The sequence below is a fragment of the Shewanella sp. AC34-MNA-CIBAN-0136 genome (assembly GCF_040309945.1).
Classification (GTDB): domain Bacteria; phylum Pseudomonadota; class Gammaproteobacteria; order Enterobacterales; family Shewanellaceae; genus Shewanella.
The window spans coordinates 86,286-109,697 of the sequence record NZ_JBEOPJ010000017.1 but is presented as its reverse complement, the minus strand read 5'-3'; the positions used below and the strand labels follow the sequence as shown (position 1 = coordinate 109,697).

The 23,412-nt window shown below is 41.1% G+C and carries 19 protein-coding genes and 1 tRNA gene; 11 read left to right on the top strand and 9 right to left on the bottom strand.

Going from position 1 to position 23,412, the window contains the following annotated elements:
* Positions 1-107: 107 nt before the first annotated feature.
* A tRNA-Tyr gene (locus AAEY94_RS16355) sits at positions 108-192 on the top strand.
* 221 nt (positions 193-413) lie between these two features.
* Positions 414-1,475, top strand: a complete 1,062-nt coding sequence (locus AAEY94_RS16350; protein WP_350979264.1) for a PLP-dependent cysteine synthase family protein — start codon at positions 414-416, stop codon at positions 1,473-1,475.
* A 90-nt stretch (positions 1,476-1,565) separates the two neighbouring features.
* Here the strand turns inward: AAEY94_RS16350 and queE are convergent, their stop codons facing one another.
* The gene (gene queE / locus AAEY94_RS16345; RefSeq protein ID WP_350979263.1) at positions 1,566-2,234 is read right to left on the bottom strand and encodes a 7-carboxy-7-deazaguanine synthase QueE; all 669 of its coding nucleotides are present in this window, start codon (positions 2,232-2,234) and stop codon (positions 1,566-1,568) included.
* Between the two features lie 210 nt (positions 2,235-2,444).
* Here queE and queC point away from each other — a divergent pair, with 210 nt between their 5' ends.
* Together queC and rrtA are read left to right on the top strand one after the other, a co-directional pair.
* Positions 2,445-3,152: a 7-cyano-7-deazaguanine synthase QueC gene (gene queC / locus AAEY94_RS16340; protein ID WP_162023023.1), complete on the top strand. Its 708-nt coding sequence runs from the start codon at positions 2,445-2,447 to the stop codon at positions 3,150-3,152.
* Positions 3,153-3,335: 183 nt separating this feature from the next.
* Positions 3,336-3,965 (top strand): rhombosortase, encoded by a 630-nt coding sequence (gene rrtA / locus AAEY94_RS16335; protein ID WP_101088405.1) that lies wholly within the window; start codon positions 3,336-3,338, stop codon positions 3,963-3,965.
* Between the two features lie 77 nt (positions 3,966-4,042).
* Here rrtA and AAEY94_RS16330 read toward each other — a convergent pair whose 3' ends face one another.
* Positions 4,043-4,699 (bottom strand): hypothetical protein, encoded by a 657-nt coding sequence (locus AAEY94_RS16330; protein WP_350979262.1) that lies wholly within the window; start codon positions 4,697-4,699, stop codon positions 4,043-4,045.
* A gap of 255 nt (positions 4,700-4,954) precedes the next feature.
* On the opposite strand from AAEY94_RS16330, the gene trhA reads away from it, so the two are divergent.
* From trhA to AAEY94_RS16315, 3 genes are all read left to right on the top strand, one after another.
* Positions 4,955-5,638, top strand: coding sequence for a PAQR family membrane homeostasis protein TrhA (gene trhA / locus AAEY94_RS16325; protein ID WP_101088407.1), 684 nt, complete (start codon positions 4,955-4,957; stop codon positions 5,636-5,638).
* Positions 5,639-5,754: 116 nt separating this feature from the next.
* Positions 5,755-6,099: an MGMT family protein gene (locus AAEY94_RS16320; RefSeq protein WP_101088408.1), complete on the top strand. Its 345-nt coding sequence runs from the start codon at positions 5,755-5,757 to the stop codon at positions 6,097-6,099.
* Positions 6,100-6,174: 75 nt separating this feature from the next.
* The gene (locus AAEY94_RS16315; RefSeq protein WP_182744338.1) at positions 6,175-7,134 is read left to right on the top strand and encodes a DUF3108 domain-containing protein; all 960 of its coding nucleotides are present in this window, start codon (positions 6,175-6,177) and stop codon (positions 7,132-7,134) included.
* Here AAEY94_RS16315 and AAEY94_RS16310 read toward each other — a convergent pair.
* Positions 7,120-7,896, bottom strand: a complete 777-nt coding sequence (locus AAEY94_RS16310) for a class II glutamine amidotransferase (RefSeq protein ID WP_101088409.1) — start codon at positions 7,894-7,896, stop codon at positions 7,120-7,122. The two genes, AAEY94_RS16315 and AAEY94_RS16310, sit on opposite strands and share 15 nt — an antisense overlap.
* Positions 7,897-8,144: 248 nt before the next feature.
* Between AAEY94_RS16310 and fadE the strand changes: the two genes are divergently transcribed.
* Positions 8,145-10,592 carry an acyl-CoA dehydrogenase FadE gene (fadE, locus tag AAEY94_RS16305; RefSeq protein ID WP_101088410.1) on the top strand — a complete coding sequence of 816 codons (2,448 nt, stop codon included), beginning with the start codon at positions 8,145-8,147 and terminating at the stop codon, positions 10,590-10,592.
* Positions 10,593-10,677: 85 nt separating this feature from the next.
* Positions 10,678-11,112: a PaaI family thioesterase gene (locus AAEY94_RS16300; protein WP_350979266.1), complete on the top strand. Its 435-nt coding sequence runs from the start codon at positions 10,678-10,680 to the stop codon at positions 11,110-11,112.
* 261 nt (positions 11,113-11,373) lie between these two features.
* Here the strand turns inward: AAEY94_RS16300 and AAEY94_RS16295 are convergent, their stop codons facing one another.
* The 4 genes from AAEY94_RS16295 to dapA all read right to left on the bottom strand — a co-directional run bounded on the left by AAEY94_RS16295 (position 11,374) and on the right by dapA (position 18,055).
* Entirely contained in the window at positions 11,374-14,469 is a 3,096-nt protein-coding gene (locus AAEY94_RS16295; protein WP_162023019.1) for an efflux RND transporter permease subunit, read from the bottom strand.
* Positions 14,466-15,548, bottom strand: a complete 1,083-nt coding sequence (locus tag AAEY94_RS16290; protein WP_101088413.1) for an efflux RND transporter periplasmic adaptor subunit — start codon at positions 15,546-15,548, stop codon at positions 14,466-14,468. Before AAEY94_RS16290 ends, AAEY94_RS16295 begins: the two co-directional genes overlap by 4 nt.
* Before the next feature lie 520 nt (positions 15,549-16,068).
* Complete coding sequence (bamC, locus tag AAEY94_RS16285; RefSeq protein ID WP_101088414.1) at positions 16,069-17,166, bottom strand: NlpB/DapX family lipoprotein; 1,098 nt, start codon at positions 17,164-17,166, stop codon at positions 16,069-16,071.
* 4 nt (positions 17,167-17,170) lie between these two features.
* The gene (gene dapA / locus AAEY94_RS16280) at positions 17,171-18,055 is read right to left on the bottom strand and encodes a 4-hydroxy-tetrahydrodipicolinate synthase (RefSeq protein ID WP_101088415.1); all 885 of its coding nucleotides are present in this window, start codon (positions 18,053-18,055) and stop codon (positions 17,171-17,173) included.
* Between the two features lie 284 nt (positions 18,056-18,339).
* Here dapA and AAEY94_RS16275 point away from each other — a divergent pair, with 284 nt between their 5' ends.
* Positions 18,340-18,876, top strand: a complete 537-nt coding sequence (locus tag AAEY94_RS16275; RefSeq protein WP_101088416.1) for a glycine cleavage system transcriptional repressor — start codon at positions 18,340-18,342, stop codon at positions 18,874-18,876.
* A gap of 82 nt (positions 18,877-18,958) precedes the next feature.
* Entirely contained in the window at positions 18,959-19,426 is a 468-nt protein-coding gene (bcp, locus tag AAEY94_RS16270; RefSeq protein ID WP_162023017.1) for a thioredoxin-dependent thiol peroxidase, read from the top strand.
* Positions 19,427-19,567: 141 nt separating this feature from the next.
* On the opposite strand, the gene AAEY94_RS16265 is transcribed toward bcp, so the two are convergent.
* Both AAEY94_RS16265 and prpF read right to left on the bottom strand, forming a co-directional pair.
* The gene (locus AAEY94_RS16265; protein ID WP_350979261.1) at positions 19,568-21,727 is read right to left on the bottom strand and encodes a cation:proton antiporter domain-containing protein; all 2,160 of its coding nucleotides are present in this window, start codon (positions 21,725-21,727) and stop codon (positions 19,568-19,570) included.
* Positions 21,728-22,209: 482 nt separating this feature from the next.
* Complete coding sequence (gene prpF, locus AAEY94_RS16260; protein WP_101088419.1) at positions 22,210-23,379, bottom strand: 2-methylaconitate cis-trans isomerase PrpF; 1,170 nt, start codon at positions 23,377-23,379, stop codon at positions 22,210-22,212.
* Positions 23,380-23,412 lie beyond the last annotated feature (33 nt).

Sequence of the window (23,412 nt, the reverse complement as noted above, 5' to 3'; positions counted from 1 at the left end):
TCCCGAGTGGCCAAAGGGATCAGACTGTAAATCTGACGGCTCAGCCTTCGAAGGTTCGAATCCTTCTCCCTCCACCATCTTTCTTTTATTCCTATTTATCTTGCTGTGGAGGGGTTCCCGAGTGGCCAAAGGGATCAGACTGTAAATCTGACGGCTCAGCCTTCGAAGGTTCGAATCCTTCTCCCTCCACCATTTTACATTTTGTGATTGTTAATTTATTTTAATCCAGATAACAATAAAAACACCATCAGTTCAAGTGCTAGAATCATTCCTCCTGTCATCTGTTGATTCTCCGGTACTGTCTTTCGTCTGCTATTTTTAATTAAATATGTTTGCTTATGTCGATAAACACTACTCTTAACTTTATATTTTAGTTATTATTTATTCCTTTTTGGAATAACGAGTATCATTGCATGTCATCTACTTGGGTCAATCAGGCCATCGCAAAAATAGAAGCCGATTTTCAACGGTCTGCAGACACCCATCTAATAAAATTAGATCTTCCACAACTTGTTGGAATAGACATTTATTTAAAAGATGAAAGTACTCATCCAACAGGTAGCTTGAAACATCGCTTAGCTCGATCACTGTTTCTATATGCGTTATGTAATGGCTGGATAAAAAAAGACACGCCCATTATTGAATCATCATCTGGCAGTACCGCTGTTTCTGAAGCCTATTTTGCAAGATTACTTGGATTACCGTTTATCGCTGTCATGCCAAAAACGACCGCGAAAAAGAAGATTCAACAAATAGAGTTTTACGGTGCACGATGTCACTTTGTCGATAATGGCAGTCAAATGTATGCTGAATCAGAAAGATTAGCCTCTGAGTTGCAAGGCCATTATATGGACCAATTCACTTATGCTGAACGCGCCACCGATTGGCGGGGTAATAACAATATTGCTGATTCAATCTTTAACCAAATGGAAAAAGAGCCTCATCCTATTCCAAGTTGGATTGTCATGAGCCCAGGTACCGGTGGCACTAGCGCAACTATTGGTCGCTATATTCGTTATCAACAGCAACAAACGCAACTGTGCGTAGTCGATCCGGAAAACTCGGTATTCTACGATTACTTTCACAGTGGTGATGCGAGCATTATTAGCGATAAGAGCAGTAAAATTGAAGGAATTGGCCGGCCACGTGTTGAACCGTCATTTATTGCTGGTGTTGTTGACTGCATGATTAAGATCCCTGATGCCGCCTCTATCGCAACGATTCAGTGGTTAGAACAACTCATAGGGCGTAAAACGGGTGCATCTACTGGCACCAACTTATATGGGGCGATGTTGCTGGCAACACAAATGCGTAATGAAGATCAAACAGGCTCCATTGTGACCTTAATTTGTGATGCGGGTGAGCGCTATCTCGATACCTATTACAACCCGCAATGGATAGAAGACAATATAGGCTGTTTCGAACACTACCGAGAAAAACTCATTGCGTTTAATGAATCTGGTTTACTTGGTTAACCTGTTGAAAAGAAAAAGCCGTTGAATATTGATTCAACGGCTTTTTCGTTTCACCACTGGATATAGTCTTAATTTTCACTAAGAAACACTTTAGTCTATATTCAAATACTTATGGGTTTGAATCGATAAACGCCAGTTACGGCTAATACACACCTTCATGGCAAGTTCTGTTGCGCGCGCCTTTTGGCTAATAGGTTGTAAGCAAATAGTTTTATCAGTGACATCAATATTCAGCAATAATTCATCTAACTCTTCAATATGGTGTTCGGTGGCGATCGGATGCTTAATTTCATTAGCACGATTTAATGCTTGTTCGAGTACCTTGTAGCCACCTTTCATATTGATTTTAGGTGATACAGTCACCCAAACATCTGTATGACATTTCACCTCAAAAGTACCACTGGTTTCTATTTGTACCTGATAACCAGCCTCAATAAAAATCGAGGTTAATTCTGTTAAATCGTACAAACACGGCTCACCACCGGTTAGCACAATGTGCTTAGCAGTAAAGCCTTTATCTTGGAATGCTTGCACTAATGTGTGACCAGTATGATCAGCCCATCTGCCGATAGTGCCATCAACTTGAATCACTTGCTCGGCAGTCACTTTATTTTCGGGTAACACATCCCACGTTTGCTTAGTATCACACCATGCACAACCTACAGGACAACCCTGCAAGCGAACGAACAGTGCAGGAACACCAGTATATGTGCCCTCACCTTGTATTGTTTCAAATACTTCGTTTACGGGATATTTCATTGTTTACCTTACTTCTGCTGACAAGTATTGGCTACCTGGCTTATAACGGGGCGGCATTTATAGAGTATTTTAGCGTTAGCTGCAAGTATTTACACCTACAGCTTTGCAGTTGGGTCTGGCTTAGGTAACATATCAGTTCTATTTACCTGAACCACTAGGCGTTGATCACACCGATCTTACGAGTCAGTTCAGTACGTTAAGAGTATATCCATGTCAGATGCAAAGCAAAACACCCCAACTAAAGCCCTTGTTGTTTTCAGTGGAGGTCAAGATTCAACTACTTGCCTTATCCAGGCTTTATCTCAATATGATGAAGTGCATGGGATCACATTTGATTATGGTCAACGCCATCGTCAAGAAATCGAAGTGGCAAAATCTTTAGCAACAGAGTTGAAACTAGCTAGCCATAAAGTCATGGACACCACCTTATTAAACGAGTTAGCCATTTCAGCATTAACACGTGATGCTATACCGGTATCACATGAGTTGATGAATAATGGCTTGCCGAATACTTTTGTGCCTGGACGTAATATTTTATTTTTAACCTTAGCAGGCATCTACGCTTATCAATTGGGTTGCGATGCTATTATTACAGGCGTGTGTGAGACCGACTTTTCTGGCTATCCAGATTGTCGTAATGAATTTGTTCAATCAATGCAAAACTCATTAGCGCTAGGAATGGATAAACCCCTCAAGATAATTACTCCATTAATGTGGCTTAATAAAGCTGAAACCTGGGCGCTGGCTGATAAATATCAGCAATTAGCTTTAGTGCAACATCAAACGTTAACTTGCTATAACGGCATTATTGGTAAAGGTTGTGGTGATTGCCCCGCTTGTGTCTTACGTCAACGTGGCCTAGATGATTACTTGCAAAATAGTCAATCAGTGATGGACTCATTAAACAGTAAGCTATAATAGTATCGATAACTTGCTGTCACTAACCGCAACGGATTAATGCAACTCGGCGGCAGCGCAATTTTGAGGACGACACCTACAGGCACACAGGTTAACGCCATGCGTTAATTTTGCGCTACAGTTAATTTAGTATCTTTAGATAAATTAAATTGGCTTGTTTTGACGGTGCGAAAAGAGGATATTTTGCTAAATCATAAATCAAACACTGTTGGACTTTATCACTTTGTCGTTGCCATCAGCCTTATTTGTATTGGGCTTTTTGCGGCAGATATACCAACGCCTGCATTTTTGCCCATTGATCAGTATTTAAGTTATCAATATGACGCCATTACTGATGGACAAATATGGCGATTAATCACCGGTAACCTGTTACATACTAATTTATGGCATTTACTGATGAATTTGGCAGGATTATGGGTAATTGTGTTTTTACATGAAGTCCATTACAAGCGTCATCCAGGCAAATTTACATTGCTGTTTATCAGTTTGTGTATCTTGGAAGGTATTGGTTTATATTTGTTTTATCCTAGTTTAAAAGCCTATGTTGGGTTAAGTGGTTTGTTGCATGGATTATTTGCTTTTGGTGCGGTAATGGATATCCACAAGGGTTACCGTTCAGGTTATTTACTGTTGCTTGGTGTGATCATTAAGGTTGGATACGAGCAGATATTTGGCGCGACAAACAGTATCACCCAGTTAATTAATGCCAGAGTTGCCACTGAATCACATCTGGTGGGTCTCATTTGTGGCATCTTGTGTGCGTTATGCTGGTCAACGATTGCCCACCGCTTTAAATACCACAATTTACCTTAACGCTACACGCAAACGGTGTTTATTTTAACGCTGATTGCGCATACTGATTGCACATACTGGACAAACAGTATATGCAATTAATTTATTATAGGCTCTGCTGACTCAGACTCAATCTCTGGCCCATCCATTTCCTTAGACATCCCTGATTCAGGAACTTTTTCTGATTCAGATTCAGTATCTTGGATTACTGCATTTGATTGAGCTCGTTCAACTAACTTATCGTATTCAGCTTGAGTAATAAGATAACTTTTTAACGGAGGTAATGGTTTTGTTGTCTGTTCATCAGTCACCGGGACTTCTGTCATACCACTAATATCAACTCGACCAAATATCAACGCGATAGTGATAACGAACACATGTATTAAAATCACGACCAATGTGGTGTAACGACTGTTACTCACTGAAGCCACAAAACGTTGCCAAGCATTGCCACTAATGATTGGTTGATTGGGCTGCAATAAAAATTCACTATTATCTGATACGGATCCCATCGCGCCAGTTAACTGCAACTGAATTTCATCAGCGACTTGTTGTTGATGATGTTGTAATTGTTTTTCATCTACCACTTCATCTTCTGTCTCAACAAAAGGTGTCACGCCTTTATCAAATTCAATACTCGCACTGTCAATACTCGCACTATCAACTTGCTGTGATAGTTTGTTATCCCAACGTGGATCAGCGCTATTGGTTATCGCAGATTGAAGCGAACTGGACTGTGGTTTTTTTTCAGACATAAAGACTAATTCACCAAGAATGATGGGCTAAGTATAACGTCAACAACGTCATTGAGTAGCACCTTATTTGTGCTGTTAATGTTTGAATTGGATTAATAAACGTTTACCCAATCAAACGTTAAAATAAAATTATCAGTAACCCAAATGTGGACAATATTTTCAGCTTACACGTGTTCACCTAAATATAGCTATTTGGTTTTGAGGCTGATAGACTAACCTTGCTCAAAATCCAATCAGCGTGATTTACAGGATATTATGAATTCATTATCAAACACTTTGGCATCTCAGCAAACAGTTGCGGTATCGAGCGGATCAGATTACTGCCAAGCAGAAGAAAAAGCTAATGCCCTTTCACATGCATTAGGTGTTATTGCTGGCATCATCGGCTTAATGTTAATGCTGATAAAAGCCCCCGATCATTTAACCTTAGTGCAAATTACTGGTGTGGCAATTTATGGCATTAGCATAATCGCATTGTTTCTTGCCTCTACATTATATCACTCAAGTAAAAGTGCACTGTGGCGTAAACGCTATAAAATGGCAGATCACTGTGCTATTTACACGTTAATTGCCGGCACCTACACGCCAATGATGCTAATCAGTTTACAAAGCACACAAGCCACGGTGGTACTTACTGCTATTTGGTCTTTAGCTTTGGGCGGGGTTATCTTTAAAACATTGTTTATCGGTCGCTTTAAAGCATTTAGCGTAGTGCTTTATTTAGTAATGGGTTGGTTATGCGTCACTGTAATGGGCGATTTAAAAACTCACATGAGCGATTTAGGCTTAAGCTTACTGCTTGCTGGCGGTTTATTTTATAGTCTAGGGGTGATTTTTTATGTTGGAAAACGCATTCCGTTTAATCATGCCATTTGGCATTTTTTTGTACTTGGTGGCGCATTCAGCCATTTTTTATGTATTTATCTCACCGTTTTATAACTGTTAAACGTAAAATCATATCTCATAAAATTACGGTTGTACTATGGCCGCAATTTTTCTATTATCTGTTGCTAATACACCACTAAACTCTGCTTGAAGACGTTATATGGGAGCACATGACTAAACTGACGCCAATGGAGCGAATATGGTTTATTGTAAATATTATCCCTCAAGGCACTGTGCTACCTTATGGAATTGTTGCTGATTTAGCAGGGTTACCTGGTCGAGCACGTTATGTCTCTAGAGCATTGAAATTAGCGCCTGAAACACTTGGGCTCCCATGGCATAGGGTTATCAATAGTCAAGGTAAGATTTCCTTTGCAAAAAATACCGAACCTTTTCAAACACAGCAAGAATTATTAAGATTAGAAGGTATCACAGTGAACATAGGCAAGGTTTCGTTGTCTCAATATCAATGGAAACCCGATCTAGCCACCCTGGTAATGACATTACCATTTTAATCTTAGCTTATTCAGAATTCTAAACTTTAAGGTAATTATACATTGGTCAATAAATTAACTCGCTTATTCACTCTGATGTTGTCCACCTGTCCGGTGTTTTTCGCACAGGCAACTGACATTCAACAACTCACTGCAGATACTGAGTCTACGGCTAAATTGGCTGTGTCAGAAACGGCTGTGATTGCAGAAAAACTCGAGCAAATTAATGTCCCGGCTTCATTAGATGCAATCCAACAAGCTGCTATCTTATCGCCATTAACAGCCCACAGTGCTAAATATAATGTGTTTTATGGCAGCTTCGAACTAGGTGAAGCAAATTATCGTTTACCCGCTACCGACAGCGGTTTTTACAGCTATCATTTCGACAGCGATGTCAGTTTATTAATGCTGTCTGATCAACGTCATCTTACCAGCGAATTCACCCTTGAAAATGGTAAATTAGTCCCATTTCGATACATACAAGAACGCACTGGTACTGGCAGTGATTACACTGAACAGACTGCTTTTGCTAAAGCACAGAAATTTATTCATACCATTTATAAGCAAGAAGCATTAAAGCTACCATATGAAGAAAAGGTGTTTGATCCGTTAATGGTTCAATTACAATTCAGAATGGATCTAGCAGCCAACATACGACCATTAGATTATAAAATGGTTAAAGAAAAAGAAGTCGATGACTATCAATTTAGAGTCATAGGCAAAGAAAAAGTCACCATAAAAAGTGGTACTTACGATACCGTCAAAGTTGAAGTGGTGCGTGACAGTACCAAAAGACAAACATTTTTCTGGATGGCGCCTGATTTAGCTTATCTACCCGTTCGTTTAAGCCACTTTTCAAAAGGCAGCAAACAGCTCGATATTCAGCTAGCCAGCTACCAATTCGAAAAACCATTGCCTCCCATGACGCCCGTCGTCATCGACGGTCCTAAGCCTGAAGCTTCAACTACTGTGGATGAACTAGTCTCTGAAGCTGAAAATCAAGCTGGCATTAGTGAGTCTGAATTAGATGAAATAAAACAGCTAGCTGTTGATTAACTCGCCTTTACGGAATAACTTCCACTCACCTGGTTGTAAAACAACCCAATTTTCATTATTGGTTAATGGTCTAGTCGCAATCACAGTCACCACGTCATTTGGCGTGGTTTCTTGACTAAAATCGATAACTACATTGGTATCAATCAAGGTAGCTTGTCCAAATGGAGCACGGCGAGTGATGTGACATAGGTTGTTAGTGCAATAGGTCATTAAGTCTATGCCATTGCTCAACAACATATTAAACACACCTAATTGTCTTATTTCATCTGCGAGCAGGCTTATATACTGAAACACTTCATTCATGTTTTCAGGTTCATACTCGCCAAACTTATTAACCACTGATTCCAATATCCAGCAAAAAGCCAGTTCACTGTCAGTATCGCCAACAGGCTGAAAACGTGACACTGAAAAAGTGGATTGATAATCGGTTAATTGGCCATTGTGCGCATAAGTCCAATAACGGCCCCATAGCTCACGACTAAATGGGTGAGTATTGACTAAGGAAACACAACCTCGATTAGCTTGGCGAATATGACTTATCACGATTTCACTTTTAATCGGATATGACTTAATAAGTTCGGCAATATGTGACTTACTGCTAGGACAAGCATCTTTAAAAGTACGGTTACCTTTACCTTCATAGAAAGTAATTCCCCAGCCATCAACATGAGGACCAGTAACGCCACCGCGTTCAGCTAAGCCGGTAAAACTAAAAACAATATCCGTTGGCACATTGGCACTCATCGCCAGTAATTCACACATTAGCCTTGCCTTTTATGTTGCTATATTGAGCTAAACACTTTTGAAGAACGTATTGTAACTACTAAGCTAATTGAGTGGAACATTTCAGACACACAAATATTTAAACAATTGTTTGAAAAACACTTGTATTCGAGGCCCCATAAGGTTAACTTTTACGTGACACAGGTCTGACCACGTTCATTCTTGTGAATGAGATCAATAATAAATAAGCTATTTTGTCTACATAAATAGCTTTAAGGAGAAGTACATTGACCACCCTACTTTGGATCATCGCGATGATCTTTGTGCTCGGCGCCATGGCATACCTGCGGGTATCGTTATTATCTACAACAATTGCTGCGGCGATTGTGTTAGTTGTCGGTAGCACTTTGGACATTATTAGTGTAATAACATGGATTGTTTTCCTTGTCATTGCACTGCCACTAAACATCAAATCATTCAGACAGAATTTTATCAGTCGTCCACTGATAAAAGTGTATCGCGGTATCATGCCAGAGATGTCTTCTACTGAAAAAGAAGCCATTGAAGCAGGTACAACGTGGTGGGAAGCAGATTTATTTGCAGGTAACCCTAACTGGAGCAAATTACACAACTATCCTAAAGCGCGTTTAACTGCTGATGAGCAAGCATTCATAGACGGACCGGTTGAAGAAGTATGTAAAATGCTCAATCAACACGAAGTGTCGCATGTGCTAGGTGACTTGCCACAAGATGTATGGCAATTCTTAAAAGATAACGGTTTCTTCGCGATGATCATTAAGAAGAAGTATGGCGGTTTAGAATATTCTGCTTATGCTCAATCTTGTGTATTACAGAAACTTGCTGGTGTGAGTAGCGAACTTGCCTCAACAGTGGGTGTTCCTAACTCGTTAGGCCCTGGTGAGTTATTACAGCACTATGGTACTAAAGAGCAGCAAGATCATTATCTACCTCGTTTAGCTCAAGGTTTAGAAGTGCCATGTTTTGCACTTACTAGCCCTGAAGCAGGCAGTGATGCTGGCTCAATCCCAGATTTCGGCGTGGTATGTAGAGGTGAATTCCAAGGCGAAGAAGTTCTTGGTATGAAGCTAACGTGGAACAAGCGCTACATTACTTTAGCACCTGTTGCTACTGTACTTGGTCTAGCGTTTAAACTACGCGACCCTGATCACTTATTAGGTGATAAAGAAGAACTAGGCATTACTTGTGCACTTATCCCTACTGACATTCCAGGTGTTGAAACCGGACGTCGTCATTTCCCATTGAACTGTATGTTCCAAAATGGTCCAACACGCGGTAACGAAGTGTTCGTACCACTAAGCTTCATTATTGGTGGCCCAGAAATGGCCGGCCAAGGTTGGAGAATGTTGGTTGAGTGTCTATCTGTAGGTCGTGGTATTACCTTACCGTCAAACTCAGCTGGTGGCGTGAAAACGGCCGCTATTGCTACGGGTGCTTATGCACGTATTCGTCGTCAATTTAAATTACCTATCGGTAAGTTAGAAGGCATCGAAGAGCCTATGGCACGTATAGGCGGTAATGCTTACCTTATGGATGCGGTGGCGACGTTAACCACTACTGCTATCGATTTAGGCGAAAAGCCATCGGTTGTTTCAGCTATCGTTAAATTCCATTTAACCGATAGAATGCAAAAATGTATCATTGATGCAATGGACATACACGGTGGTAAAGGTGTGTGTCTAGGGCCGAATAACTACTTAGGCCGTGGCTATCAAGCTGCACCGATTGCGATTACTGTAGAAGGTGCAAATATTCTAACTCGCTCAATGATCATTTATGGACAAGGCGCAATTCGCTGTCATCCGTATGTATTGGCCGAAATGGAGTCAGCTTTTGATACTGATGCAAATCGTGGTTTAGCTAACTTCGACGCGGCTATCTTTGGTCATATTGGCTTTGCAACGTCTAACTTCATTCGTAGCTTCTGGATGGGCATAACCTCATCTCGTTTCTCGAATAGCCCTTACTCAGATAAAACCAAGCGTTACTATCAACAGATGAACCGTTTCAGTGCTAACTTAGCATTATTATCTGACTTAGCGATGGCTACACTGGGTGGAAACCTAAAACGTAAAGAACGTATTTCTGCTCGTTTAGGTGATTTATTGAGCCAGCTATACCTGACTTCTGCAACGCTAAAACGTTATGAAGATGATGGTCGTTTAACTGAAGATTTACCTTTAGTTCAATGGGCTGTTGAAGATTCGTTGTACAAGTTACAAGATTCGTTAGATGACTTACTGAACAACTTCCCAATGGGTTTAGGCATTGCACTTCGCGCCGTTATCTTCCCATTCGGTCGTCCAATTAAGCGCCCTAGTGATGTATTAGATCACAAAGTGGCTAAGATAATGCAAACTCCTTGTGCTAGTCGTGACCGTTTAGGTAAAGGCCAGTTCTGGACTGCATCTGAGTTCAATGCTGTAGGTATCCAAGAACAAACGTTTAAAGATATCCTTGCCGCAGAGCCACTGTACGACAAAGTCTGTAAAGCTGCGGGTAAGCGTCTGCCATTTATGTGGTTAGATAAAGTTGCTGCTGAAGGTAAAGCGCTTGGTGTGTTAAGCGACAGCGAAATCGCTTTACTTGAACGAGCTGAAATTGGTCGCTTAAAATCAATTAACGTTGATGATTTCGATACCGATGAGCTTCGTGCGCAACTAGCACCTAAAGCTAAGCAAGAAAAAGCAGCCTAGCTGCTAGGTTAAAACCTAAAATAAAAAGGGTAAAGCGAAAGCTTTACCCTTTTTTATCGCTAAAAATTGATGCTATCGCTCAAGGATAATAATGAAACAACTCACCGGATTACAACTGATGCAAGCCATGCTTAATGGCGACATACCTGCCCCGTCAATAACGCAAACCATACCGATGAAAGCTATCGAGGTCAGTGAAGGCGCAGTAACGTTTGAAGCCCATGCAGATGATCGTCATTTAAACCCGATGGGCGGCGTACACGGTGGCTTTGCAGCGACAATCATGGACACAGTAACAGCCTGCGCGGTTCATTCATCACTCCCTGCAGGTGTCAGTTATTCAACCATTGATTTGAACATTAAAATGGTTCGGCCTGTGCCACAAAACCAGCGACTAATCGCAAAGGGAAGCTTAATGAACTTATCAAAATCGTTAGGCATATCTGAAGGCACTTTAACCACTGAAGCCGGTAAGTTACTCGCTACCGCTACAGCGACCTGCCTTATTCTGCGCCCTTAGGTAGTTGGCTAAACGGTACTTTACACTTTGAACTTTGCACTGCTAGATGAAACGGCATAATAATACTTATTCCATTAGTAATTAACTCCAGCGCTGCCATTCCGTTTTCAGTTTAAATGCCTCGATAAAGCCAAGTTTGCTCCTCGTAAATAATTGAAACAAAAAAGCCAGTCACTTCAATGACTGGCTTTTTTATATATCCTGATTTCAGGTTGTATCAGTGATTACGAATCAAGGATTACGAATCAATGTTAAACGTGATTAGCCTTCTTTTAACTCTATCTCTAACTGCTTAGCGACCGCTTCTGGTGAGCTACTATTACGAGCAAACAAGCTATAAGCAACAGGAATAACGATTAAGGTAAAGAAGGTTGCCAGTAAAATGCCTGATAACACCACGACTCCAATAACAAAACGAGTTTCAGCCCCTGCACCACTGGATAACACTAATGGAATAGCCCCTGCCGCAGTCGTAATACCGGTCATTAGAATAGGTCGTAATCGTTGAGTCGAAGCCTGCAAAATCGCTTGTTGAAATTCAACACCACGGTCTCGTAATTGATTGGCAAACTCAACGATTAAAATACCGTTTTTAGCCGCCAAACCAACCAGCATGATAATGCCAATTTGACTGTAAATATTAATACTCTGGCCGGTAAACCATAACCCAATTAACGCCCCTAACGTTGCTAACGGAACGGTTAACATGATCACCATAGGATGAATATAGCTTTCAAACTGAGCTGCAAGCACTAAAAATACAATACCTAATGCGAGTAAAAAGACAAAGTTCATCGAGTTACCCGACTCTTGGTAATCTAACGATGGCCCTTTATAACTTATCACCGCTTCTGCAGGCAAATAAGTTGTAGCAAGATCATTGAGATAATCTAACGCTTCACCCAGAGTATAATCATCGGCCAAATTGGCCTCTAAGGTAATAGCACGCATACGATTGTAACGATTTAACGAGCTGGCATCGGCAAACTCTTCAATCGAGACTAAGTTCGATAACGGGATCAGTTCTTGCGAACGATCCGAACGAACGTAAAGATTCTGCATATCCGTAGCAGTACTTTGATTGTCACGATTACCTTCGACAATCACATCATACTCTTCACCATCGCGCATAAAGGTTGTCACCAAGCGCGATCCAAGCATCGACTCTAATGTTCGGCCAATATGCGCAATTGATACCCCTAAATCTGCTGCACGTTCACGGTCAATCACCACTCTTAACTGAGGCTTGGTTTCTTGATAATCGTGATCTAAACCAATGAGTTTATGATTTTCTTTGGCTTTCTCGAGCATAATGTCACGCCAATCAGCCAGTTCTTCGTAGCTTGGGCCACCAATCACAAACTGCACAGGTTTACCCACACCGCGACCAAAGGCTTGGCGCATTATCGGGAATGCACGAATACCGGCTAAATCTGATAGACGATTACGGATATCGACAATAATTTCATTGGCACTGCGACGTTCAGCCCAATCTTCCAAAACGATAATAGCCATACCGTTAGAAAAGTCTGATGCGGTGCCAAAGCCGCGAGGAGCGCGGATCAATAAGCGCTTAATATCGCCACTTTCAACCAGAGGCATTAAGCGGCCTTCAACTTCATCCATGTATTTTTCAATGTATTCAAAGCTGGCACCTTGAGGTCCATTGACCATTAAAAACATCGAGCCACGGTCTTCTTGTGGAGCAAATTCTTGAGGGATTTTATTCAATAAAAAACCACTTAATGCAAACGAGATTAATACGATTAATGACACTAATACAGGTCGCTTAACCCCTGCTTGCAAGCTTATCAAATACCAGCCCGATATCTTGCTCATCATTTTATCGATTTGTTTAACCAGCCAAGGATCTTGTGTTGCAGGCTTTAATAACTTTGAGCACATCATCGGGCTTAATGTTAACGCCACAATACTGGAAAAAATCACAGCCGCACTCATGGTGACCGCAAATTCTTTAAACAGCTTGCCTAAATCGCCCTCTAAGAAGGTAATAGGCATAAATACAGCTACCAGTACCAAAGTCGTTGCCACGATGGCAAAACCCACTTCACGCGCACCTAGAAAGGCTGCTTTAAGCGGAGAATCACCTTCTTCAATCCGTCGATGAATATTCTCTAACATCACAATGGCATCATCAACCACCATACCAATCGCCAGGATCATCGCTAATAGGGTCAGTAAGTTGATGGTATACCCTAGTGCATATAGCACTATAAACGTCCCCATTAAGGATACGGGCACAGTGATGGCTGGAATTAACATCGCCCTCACCGAGCCTAAAAACAAGTAAATAACAATAATCACTAACACCATGGCGATAAACAGTGTTTGATAAACCTCATCAATAGAAGCTTCAATAAACACCGAGCTGTCGTATGAGCGTTTAATCTCCATGCCTGCTGGCAATGTGGGGTTAAGTTTGTCTACCAACGCATTAGCAGCGCGTGCCACTTCAAGGGTGTTAGCGGTAGATTGCTTACTGACCCCTAAACCAATCATTGCCTCTTTGTTACCTCGGAAAATAATCCGCTCTTCCTCGGAGCCGATTTCTACCTTGGCAACATCGCTTAATTTAACTAAATAACCATCATCGCCCTGCATGATCACCAAGTTAGAAAAATCTTCCGCCGTTTTAAATACCCTGTCCAGACGCACGGTAAAATGACGTTCTTTGGATTCAATAGAACCCGCTGGTAACTCAACGTTTTCAGAACGTAATGCAGCTTCGACATCAGATACCGTTAGGTTGCGCGATGCTAATGCTTGGCGATCGATCCAAATTCGCAGCGCATACACTTTGCCGCCACCTAAACGTAACGTTGACACGCCATCGATAACTGAAAATCTATCCACTAAATAACGATTTGCGTAATCAGTCAGCTGCAAGATATCCATTTGGTCGGACACCAAATTGAGCCACATAATGACTTCATCACTGCCGTTAGCTTTGTAAATTGAGGGAGCATCAGCTTCTTCAGGAAGCTGTTCTAATAAACCTGAAATACGATCACGAACATCATTGGTCGCGGCTTCGATATCTCGATTAATATCAAATTCAATGGTAACGCTTGAACGGCCATCACTGCTTGACGAACTTATATGACGAATGCCTTCAACACCACTTATCCTATCTTCGATAAGTTGAGTGATTCGACTTTCAACCACAGAAGCACTGGCGCCACGGTAACTAGTCTCGACCGACACAATTGGCGGATCGATATTTGGATATTCCCGCAAGGGTAATTTATCGAATGATACCAAGCCTAAAACAATCAATAAGATACTAATAACAGATGCAAAAACAGGCCGTTTAACCGATAAGTCAGTTAATATCATGCTGACGTCTCCATGCCTTCTACTTGCGCAAACTTAAAGTTTTCTGCTTGCTCAACTTGAACTTTATCTCCTGGTCGAACTTTTAAAATACCGCGAATAATCACTTGTTGATCAACCTTAAGCCCGTCGGTTATTTCAACCCAGCCACGAGTCCGGCTGCCTAAAGTTACCTGCTGCTGTTCAACAACATTTTCAGCATTTACTACATAAACAAAATGCTTATTTTGAATAGGAATAATTGCGGCTTCAGGTAATAGTAATGCTTCACGACTTTGCTTAATAAGGCGCACTTTCATCAACATGCCGGGCAGTATCTTAAAATCATCATTAGGCATTACCGCGCGTACCACTACCGCTCGAGTATCTGGGTTAACGCGGCTATCAATCGAAGTAACAACGCCTTTAAATATCTGGTCGGGATACGCAACCGCTTTGGCTTCAACGAGTTTGCCTGGTTGTAATTCTTGAATAAAACGCTCTGGCACAGAAAAATCTAATTTAATTTTACTCACATCGTCTAGGGTACTAATTTGCTCACCTGGGGTCACTAAGCTACCCACACTCACTTGGCGTAAACCTAATTTACCTGAAAATGGTGCTTTAATTGCGCGGTCTTCTAGCGCAGCTTTAGCCTGCGCAACTTCTGCACGAGTGGTATCAATTAAACTTTGTAAGCGGTCACGCTCTAATTCAGCAATCGTTTTGCTGGTGACCAATGTACGAATACGATCTAATTCACGTAGATTTTCAACTAACTTAATTTCGGTTACGGCTACTTTTGCTTTATGTTCATCATTTCTCAGTTGTACTAATAACGCCCCTTTTTCAACTAAATCGCCATCGTTGAAATTAATACTAGTGACAATTTCAGTGATTTTGGATGTAACGATAATAGACTCATAGGCTTTACCCGTACCCAATGCTTCGACTTCATCACGAATAGGCATAATCGCCACCTTGGCAACCACAACATTAGGTATGGGTCTTGGACGTTGAACTATCGCTTCTTTAGGAGACAGTAAATAGTAAGCCGACAGTGCAGCTAGCACTATGGCGATCAGTACGATTATCTTTTTCATTTCGAGTCCGTAACCATCAAAGGTTGCATGAATTATATATATGATTTTCTATTTAATGTGATTGTACTTAGCAATAAATCCACATCAAGTTGTTTTACTTTTGCTTACAAATTACGAACAGATTAAACAAATAGTTCACCCTTGGTAAATATGCATTTTATTCACATTTTTAGCGTGATTTATGCATGTTTGGTTATTTATACGCATTATTTGAATATTTAAACAATGAAAATCCAAACTGTTCGACACATACTGTGACAAATCGAGTTTGGCTTCAGATTCAATCGGGGCATATGTTGCCAGGGATAACGGCTATAAATTTGTACTGCCTAATATTGTTATTGCTCAACAATAAAGCCTGTATGTTAGGGATACTACTTGAAATGGATAATTCAAACTGGGTTGATAGGTGCTGAATAGCGTCCTATTGAATCGAATAAAAATGGTAACTTACAAATGAACAAAATAAAAAGAGACGCTCGATGCGTCTCTTTCCTGCTTAATTACCAAACCATAAACCTTAACGGACTTTACGGTCTTCTTGCATTAGATCAGAGATAATTTTGTACACTTCGGTAATAGACTCATCCGATAACGGTTTGTCTTCTACATCATGCAGTAATATTTTAGTCTGATTAGCATCATCAGTTTCTTTAAGCAGTAAACGATAATTGCCTTTTTTCAATGACAATTTTTCTTCGCTCCACAAAGAGCTCCAGAAACCACCGCTTTCTTCTAAATTAATATAAAACAGGCCTTTGCTGTTATCAGTATCAACAACATCAAAACCCATTTCCGGTAATACTAGGCGTAAACGATCCCATACCGACTTATAGTTTGCTTCGGCTAACCAATAAGCAGATTCAGTAGCGTTAGTGACTAAATCAACTTTAATACCAAGGCTTTGCTCAATTCGTGCAGCACGGATAGATTGATCACGTTTAATGCTCATATAAGCAATAGCATTATTTAGCATATCAGTGGTATAACGACGTTTGTCTTCACCGCTTAATAAAATTTTCTGATCTTTATCATCGTAAAACTCTTGATGCTCAACCAAATCAATCGACACAGAACCAGAACGGCCATGTGGTTTCACATCAACTTGGTAACGATAACGCTGACGCAGTTGATAAACCTTGTCACTGCCCCACCAATTAGATTCAATGATTTCATCATTTTCAATCCAATCTGTTTCAATAAAACCAGCGCTAAGGTCTTCGCTACGAACAGCGATGTTATTTTTGCTTAGATAACCATCAATGACATCAAAAATTTCTTGTTTTAAATCAGTAGTACTTTCAATCGATTCAATCACCACACGAATACTATCACTGCTTTCTTCGATGTGTGTGCCTTCAGCCATTGGCAATACTTGCAATGGCGCACGGATATCAAGATTCTTGCCTACAAGCTGCTTGTTAACGTTATTACCAACAGCAGGTATGTCATATTCTTTGCTATAAGTAGGCGTATTCAAGCCCTGTGGGATCGTCAATAATGGCGTAGTTTCAGCATTAACGAAATCATCATTACCATTGGCCTGACGGCGATCTAATGGCGTACTGCAAGCTGATACAGCTGCAACAAGGAGTAACGGAGTGACTTTCTTTAACATGAATTTATTTTACCTCAATATGAGCTTGTTTCATTGTTTCTATTAACAGACCATGAAACTGCTCAGAAAGTTCAGTTAAAGGTAAACGAATATGACCATTAGCTATCAAACCCATTCGATGAACAGCCCATTTCACTGGAATTGGGTTGGCTTCACAAAATAACGAGCGATAAATACCCGTTAATGGTTGATCGATTGATTCAGCTAATTGTGCATTTTTGGCTAATGCAGCATCACACATGGCTTTAAACGCATGTGGAACAATATTATTTGCCACTGAAATCACGCCATTACCGCCCAGCAATAAAAACTCACGTGCTGTGGCATCATCGCCGCTATAAAGTAAAAAGTCTTCACCACAAAGTTCACGTAAACGCGCAACACGGCTTAAATCACCGGTGGCTTCTTTTACACCAATAATATTACTGACACTTGATAATTCAGCCACAGTTTCTGGTTTCATATCAACAGCAGTACGGCCTGGTACATTATAAAGAATTTGAGGAATATCAGTACTTGCAGCAACCGCCGTATAATGGGCAATTAATCCCTTAGGCGACGGTTTATTGTAATAAGGAGTCACGCCAAGCATGGCAACAACACCCGATTTTTGCATTGATTTGGTTAACTCAATCGCTTCTGCAGTGGCATTGGCGCCATTACCACCAATCACAGGAATACGACCTGATGCAAACTTAACAGTTTGGCTGACAACAGCCGCATGCTCTGTCATAGGCAGAGTTGCAGACTCGCCTGTAGTACCGACCGCGACAATGGCATCAGTACCTTGTTCAATATGGAACTCAACAAGTCTTTCAAGACTTGCATAATCTACTGTGCCATCACTATTCATTGGTGTGATTAAGGCTACGATGCTTCCGTTTATCATCTATCTTCCCCACGGTTTCAGGATTCGCTATGTTACTGATGCCAACCACTAATGACAAGCTCTACGGTAACCATAATCTGAAATAAGTCATTTATGCTATTTAATGCAGCGTAACCTAGCATCTTTGAAGCCATAGCGCTAAAAAATAATCACATTTATGTGAGTGATATAGGTTACTATATTGAGGTGTTTTAGTGAAAAATGATAGCATTAACACCCGCACCAAAACTGACATGCTTCGGCATAAGTTTTCGCTCTAAGATATCAAAAAGTGAGGAAAATCCATGACCAATTATCTGGTCGTTACGGCAATGGGCGCAGACCGCCCAGGATTAGTGAGTCGTTTAGCGCGTTTAGCAAGTGATTGTGATTGCGATATAGTCGACAGTCGTATGGCATTATTTGGTAATGAATTTACCCTAATTATGATGATATCTGGCTCCTGGTCAGCTATAACAAAAATTGAAAGCTTATTGCCTGTGCTGAGTGTAGAACTTGAACTCATGACGGTCATGAAGCGAACGTCCAAACATACCCCAAAAAACTTTGTGTCTCGTATTGAAGTGATATTCAATGGTGAAGACCAACGCGGAACCATGAAGAGCATTACCCAGTTTTTGGCCGAAAGAGGCCTCGACTTAGCAGCTGTGCGCTCCCATGCGGATGACAATGATAGTCTTAAAACTCAGTCTATTTTATTAGCAATCAATATCCCTGATAAAATCAACCTATTGAAGCTTGAACAAGGTATTCATGAACTGGCCGAGTCTATGTCTCTAGAGTGCAGCATCAAGCGCATGCAGGGTATTGCCGCGCCATAACTACTCAGTTCACCTCTCGTTGATGTGAACCTTGTACGTGCTGATAACGTAATATCTGTATTTATCTGATAAAGGATCAATGATGAACACATTAAACGTTGGTGATACTGCACCAAATTTTACTCTGCAAAATCAAGCAGGTGAAGCGGTATCACTGCAAGACACCTTGTCTAAAGGTCCTGTGCTAGTGTATTTCTACCCTAAAGCATCAACTCCTGGTTGCACAGTGCAAGCACAAGGCCTGCGCGATATCAAAACACAACTTGATGGTTTGAAGGTGACAGTATTCGGCATTAGCCCAGATCCTGTGGCTAAACTGGCCAAATTTGCCGACAAACAACAACTCAACTTCACGTTACTCAGTGATGAAGACCATGCGGTTGCTGATGGTTTTGGCGTATGGGGAGAGAAAAAATTTATGGGTAAAATTTACGATGGCATTCATCGCTTAAGTTTTATCGTCGGTACTGATGGCAAAATCAGCCATGTGTTGAATAAATTCAAAACTAAAGATCACCATGAAGTGGTTCTGGCCACGTTAGCTGAATAATTTACTAGAGGTTTCTTCCTCAGATAAGTTTTACGCTTCATGAAGTAATAAAAAAGGGCTTAGCAATAAATTGCTAAGCCCTTTTTTATTACTGCTATTTCAAATATCGACACCAAACCGTTAACGCCTAAGCGCTAACATTTACACCGTTTTAGCATCGCTCGATTGCGGTGGCTTTTCTTCGTCGGTTGCAGTCTCTGCATCACTCGGCTCGGTTGCAGCGCTTGCAGCTTGTTTAGCCTTCTCTTGTGCGGCTAACTCTTTGGCTAGAATAGCTGTTTCTTGCTTCACTAATGCAGCCTCTTCATCAGCTAATAAGCGGGCTTTTTCTTGTTGTTCAAATAGCGCTAGCTCTTCTTCTTTACGGCGTGCTTTTTCAATAGTGCGTTGCTCGGCTTCTTGTGCTTCGCGAACAGCTCTTGCTTCAGCGGCCACTTTTGCTTCTGCTTCGGCGGCTATTTTAGCTTGGCGGTCGGCTTCGTCATCTAATGCTCGCTGAATAACAGCTTGGTCTTGCGCTTCTTGTGGCAATAAGCTTATTAACTCTATACCCACTGGTAACACTATCGTTTCAACACCAGATATGACTTTAACCTTGCCTTCTTTAGTTAAATAAACCAATGGCATAGCTGTATCACCATAACGTTTTTTGAAATGGTCATAGGTAAAGTTTTCAGTAATATTGGTAATTTTCAATACTGCGCCTTTAGCCATTAAACTGGCAATTTTGGCGTAAGATATATTCTCACCAAATAAACATAAGCGCTTGAGATAAGATTCAGACAACTGATGACGAGCACTGGCGCTGTCAGCGTTGTTTAAACCATAGACTTTTTCGGTGCCCATTAAATCTTGAAAGTGAAACGTCACCAACGGATTTAATTGACGGTATGGCGACATCACAAGCACTCGACCAATACCACTTAAGTCCATGAAATTAGATGCATGCTCTGACGCTGGGTTACCAAAATACACCGGAATATTGTCCATGCGCGCTTGGCGAATGCTATCCCAGTTGTTATCCGCTAGAATCACCTTAATATTTTTCGAAATTAAAATAGAAGCTAATTCACGCGAGAATTTAGACGCACCAAAGATTAACACTCCTTGATTAGAGCCCTCTTTCACGCCTAAAAACTTAGCCCAACGACCGGCAGTTAAGCTTTGAATCACCACCGTACCAATAATAATTAAGAATACTAACGGTACAATTGAACTGGCACCTTCTAAGCCAACTGTTTCAAGTTTTATGGCAAATAATGATGAAATAGCCGCTGCAACAATACCGCGAGGCGCAACCCAACTTAAAAACCACTTGTCATTAGACGACAAATTGGTGCCTAAGCCTGAAATCCAAATACTGAGTGGACGAGCAATAAACATCGCTACTAAAAGCACCCCGACACCACCAAGTCCTAGATCCAGCATGGCGCCAGAATCCAGACGTGCCGCCAACAAAATAAACAACGCAGAAATCAGTAGTACAGTTAGGGTTTCTTTAAATTCTAAAATGTCAGCAATATCAACGCCGCGCATGTTTGCTAACCAAATACCCATTACCGTTACCGTTAACAGGCCAGACTCTTCTTGTAAAATGTTCGAACCAACAAAAATACCCAGCATAATGGTTAATACTGCGGTGTTGCGTAAGTAATGCGGGAACAAGTTTTTACGGATAGCTAAACCCGTTAAGTAACCGCCTGCTGCACCTAAGCCAAAACCAAGCACTAAGGTTAAGCCTAATGCATTCAATACGTGTGTGGTTGGGTCGGCTGTAACGGCGATATATTCAAATACCAATACAGCAAGTAACGCACCGATAGGATCAATAACGATGCCTTCCCAGCGTAATATACTGGCTAAATTTGATTTAGGTTGCACCGTACGCAACATAGGCACAATAACGGTTGGACCTGTCACCACCACTAATGCGCCAAATAACATGGCAATTGCCCAGTCAAAGCCAAGCAAATAATGCGCCGCAGGTGCAATGCAAGCCCAGGTAATAAATGCGCCGATGGTGACAAGGTGGGTCACCATTCGTCCATGTTCTTTAATTTCTTTAAAGTTAAGTGTCAGCGCACCTTCAAACAGGATGACCGCAACACCTAACGAAATAATAGGAAACAATAAATCACCAAAGATTTCATCTGGGTCTAATATTCCTAATCCTGGCCCTAACAGTAAACCACATAATAAAAGTGGTAAAATTGCTGGCAGACGTAACTTCCAACCAACCCATTGACACAAAAGCGATAACACACCGATTAATGCCAGCATGCCTGTAATGTGTTCAACCATAATTGTTTCCTTTTGTATTGCTATCATTGCCAATGACTAACTTAAAATAAGCAATGCGACTCACGTTAATATCGTGCTCTAAATGCATTCAACTCGACTGTTTTATAACAACTTAATCAGCCAAATCATCAATTGATGATTAATCTATTGTGATTAATCAATCTTCTATTAATCGATAAAACCTACTGATATTTCCTTTTATTACATCATAATTACATGATGCTTATATGTCTGAACCCGTAAAAAGCAGCTGACAAAATTCAGCATATAACATACTAATTTAACAATAGGATCAAGGCTTTTTTTGACCAATATCACATTTTATATCTTTTGGGTATTTTTGGGATAAACATCTGATTTACATAAGCAAAAGACAATATAAGTTTAAACGCTAATCAATTGTTTTTTTTATCTATTAATCCCGTATAAACAAAAACCTCAGCAAAAGCTGAGGTTTTATTTATAACATATACATAACGTGATTATTGTGGAATGCTCACCTTACCTTCCATTAATACTCGCGCACTTCGGCTCATAATAGCCTTTTTAACTTGCCATTGACCTTGCACTAACACCGCTTGAGCACCCACGCGTAGCGTGCCAGATGGATGACCAAAACGAACCGCACTCAGCTCACCACCGCCAGCAGCCAAATTAACTAATGTGCCAGGAATCGCCGCGGCAGTGCCAATGGCCACTGCTGCTGTGCCCATCATCGCATGATGCAGTTTACCCATAGAAAGGGCCCGCACGACCAGATCGATATCGTCAGTATTAACCGCTTTGCCACTGGATGAAATATAACCCGCAGCAGGCGCAACAAAAGCCACTTTAGGGGTATGTTGACGAGCAGCCGCTTCATCAATATGGTTGATTAAGCCCATTTTTACTGCACCATAAGCCCGAATAGTTTCAAACATGGCTAAGGCTTTATCGTCATTATTAATGTCATCTTGCAACTCAGTACCTTGATACTGAATATCGGCTGCATTAATAAAAATGGTTGGAATGCCCGCATTAATCATGGTGGCGTTAAAGGTCCCGACGCCTGGTACGTCAAGTGCATCGACCACGTTACCTGTAGGAAACATAGCGCCATCACCGTCGGCAGGATCTAAAAACTCCACTTGCACTTCAGCTGCGGGAAACGTCACACCATCAAGTTCAAAATCACCGGTTTCTTGTACTTCACCGTTGGTAATAGGGACATGAGCAATAATGGTTTTATGAATATTGGCTTGCCAAATACGCACAATTGCGGTGCCATTTTCAGGCACTCGGCTTGGATCGATTAAACCATTACTAATGGCAAATGAACCGACCGCCGCGGTTAAATTACCGCAGTTTCCGCTCCAATCAACAAACGGCTTATCAATCGATACTTGACCAAATAAATAATCAACATCGTGATCAGCTTGAGTACTTTTGGATAAGATAACCGTTTTACTGGTACTTGACGTTGCTCCGCCCATACCATCGGTGTGTTTACCGTAAGGATCGGGACTGCCAATAACACGCAATAATATTGCATCACGAGCTGCACCAGCCACTTGAGCGGCTGCAGGCAAGTCAGTCAGGCTGAAAAACACCCCTTTACTGGTGCCGCCGCGCATATAAGTCGCTGGAATTTTCATTTGTGGTAAATGAGCCATCACATATTCCTAAAATAACAAAAGACCAAAGCG

Excerpts from the sequence above, each read along its gene's own strand:
- bamC (WP_101088414.1), bottom strand. The coding sequence starts at position 17,166 with ATGTTAAAGAAAGTCACTCCGTTACTCCTTGTTGCAGCTGTATCAGCT.
- bcp (WP_162023017.1), top strand. The coding sequence starts at position 18,959 with ATGAACACATTAAACGTTGGTGATACTGCACCAAATTTTACTCTGCAA.
- AAEY94_RS16350 (WP_350979264.1), top strand. The coding sequence starts at position 414 with ATGTCATCTACTTGGGTCAATCAGGCCATCGCAAAAATAGAAGCCGAT.
- AAEY94_RS16290 (WP_101088413.1), bottom strand. The coding sequence starts at position 15,548 with ATGAAAAAGATAATCGTACTGATCGCCATAGTGCTAGCTGCACTGTCG.
- dapA (WP_101088415.1), bottom strand. The coding sequence starts at position 18,055 with ATGATAAACGGAAGCATCGTAGCCTTAATCACACCAATGAATAGTGAT.
- AAEY94_RS16310 (WP_101088409.1), bottom strand. The coding sequence starts at position 7,896 with ATGTGTGAATTACTGGCGATGAGTGCCAATGTGCCAACGGATATTGTT.
- queC (WP_162023023.1), top strand. The coding sequence starts at position 2,445 with ATGTCAGATGCAAAGCAAAACACCCCAACTAAAGCCCTTGTTGTTTTC.
- queE (WP_350979263.1), bottom strand. The coding sequence starts at position 2,234 with ATGAAATATCCCGTAAACGAAGTATTTGAAACAATACAAGGTGAGGGC.
- AAEY94_RS16320 (WP_101088408.1), top strand. The coding sequence starts at position 5,755 with ATGACTAAACTGACGCCAATGGAGCGAATATGGTTTATTGTAAATATT.
- AAEY94_RS16275 (WP_101088416.1), top strand. The coding sequence starts at position 18,340 with ATGACCAATTATCTGGTCGTTACGGCAATGGGCGCAGACCGCCCAGGA.
- AAEY94_RS16265 (WP_350979261.1), bottom strand. The coding sequence starts at position 21,727 with ATGGTTGAACACATTACAGGCATGCTGGCATTAATCGGTGTGTTATCG.
- AAEY94_RS16315 (WP_182744338.1), top strand. The coding sequence starts at position 6,175 with ATGTTGTCCACCTGTCCGGTGTTTTTCGCACAGGCAACTGACATTCAA.
- prpF (WP_101088419.1), bottom strand. The coding sequence starts at position 23,379 with ATGGCTCATTTACCACAAATGAAAATTCCAGCGACTTATATGCGCGGC.
- AAEY94_RS16295 (WP_162023019.1), bottom strand. The coding sequence starts at position 14,469 with ATGATATTAACTGACTTATCGGTTAAACGGCCTGTTTTTGCATCTGTT.
- AAEY94_RS16330 (WP_350979262.1), bottom strand. The coding sequence starts at position 4,699 with ATGTCTGAAAAAAAACCACAGTCCAGTTCGCTTCAATCTGCGATAACC.
- trhA (WP_101088407.1), top strand. The coding sequence starts at position 4,955 with ATGAATTCATTATCAAACACTTTGGCATCTCAGCAAACAGTTGCGGTA.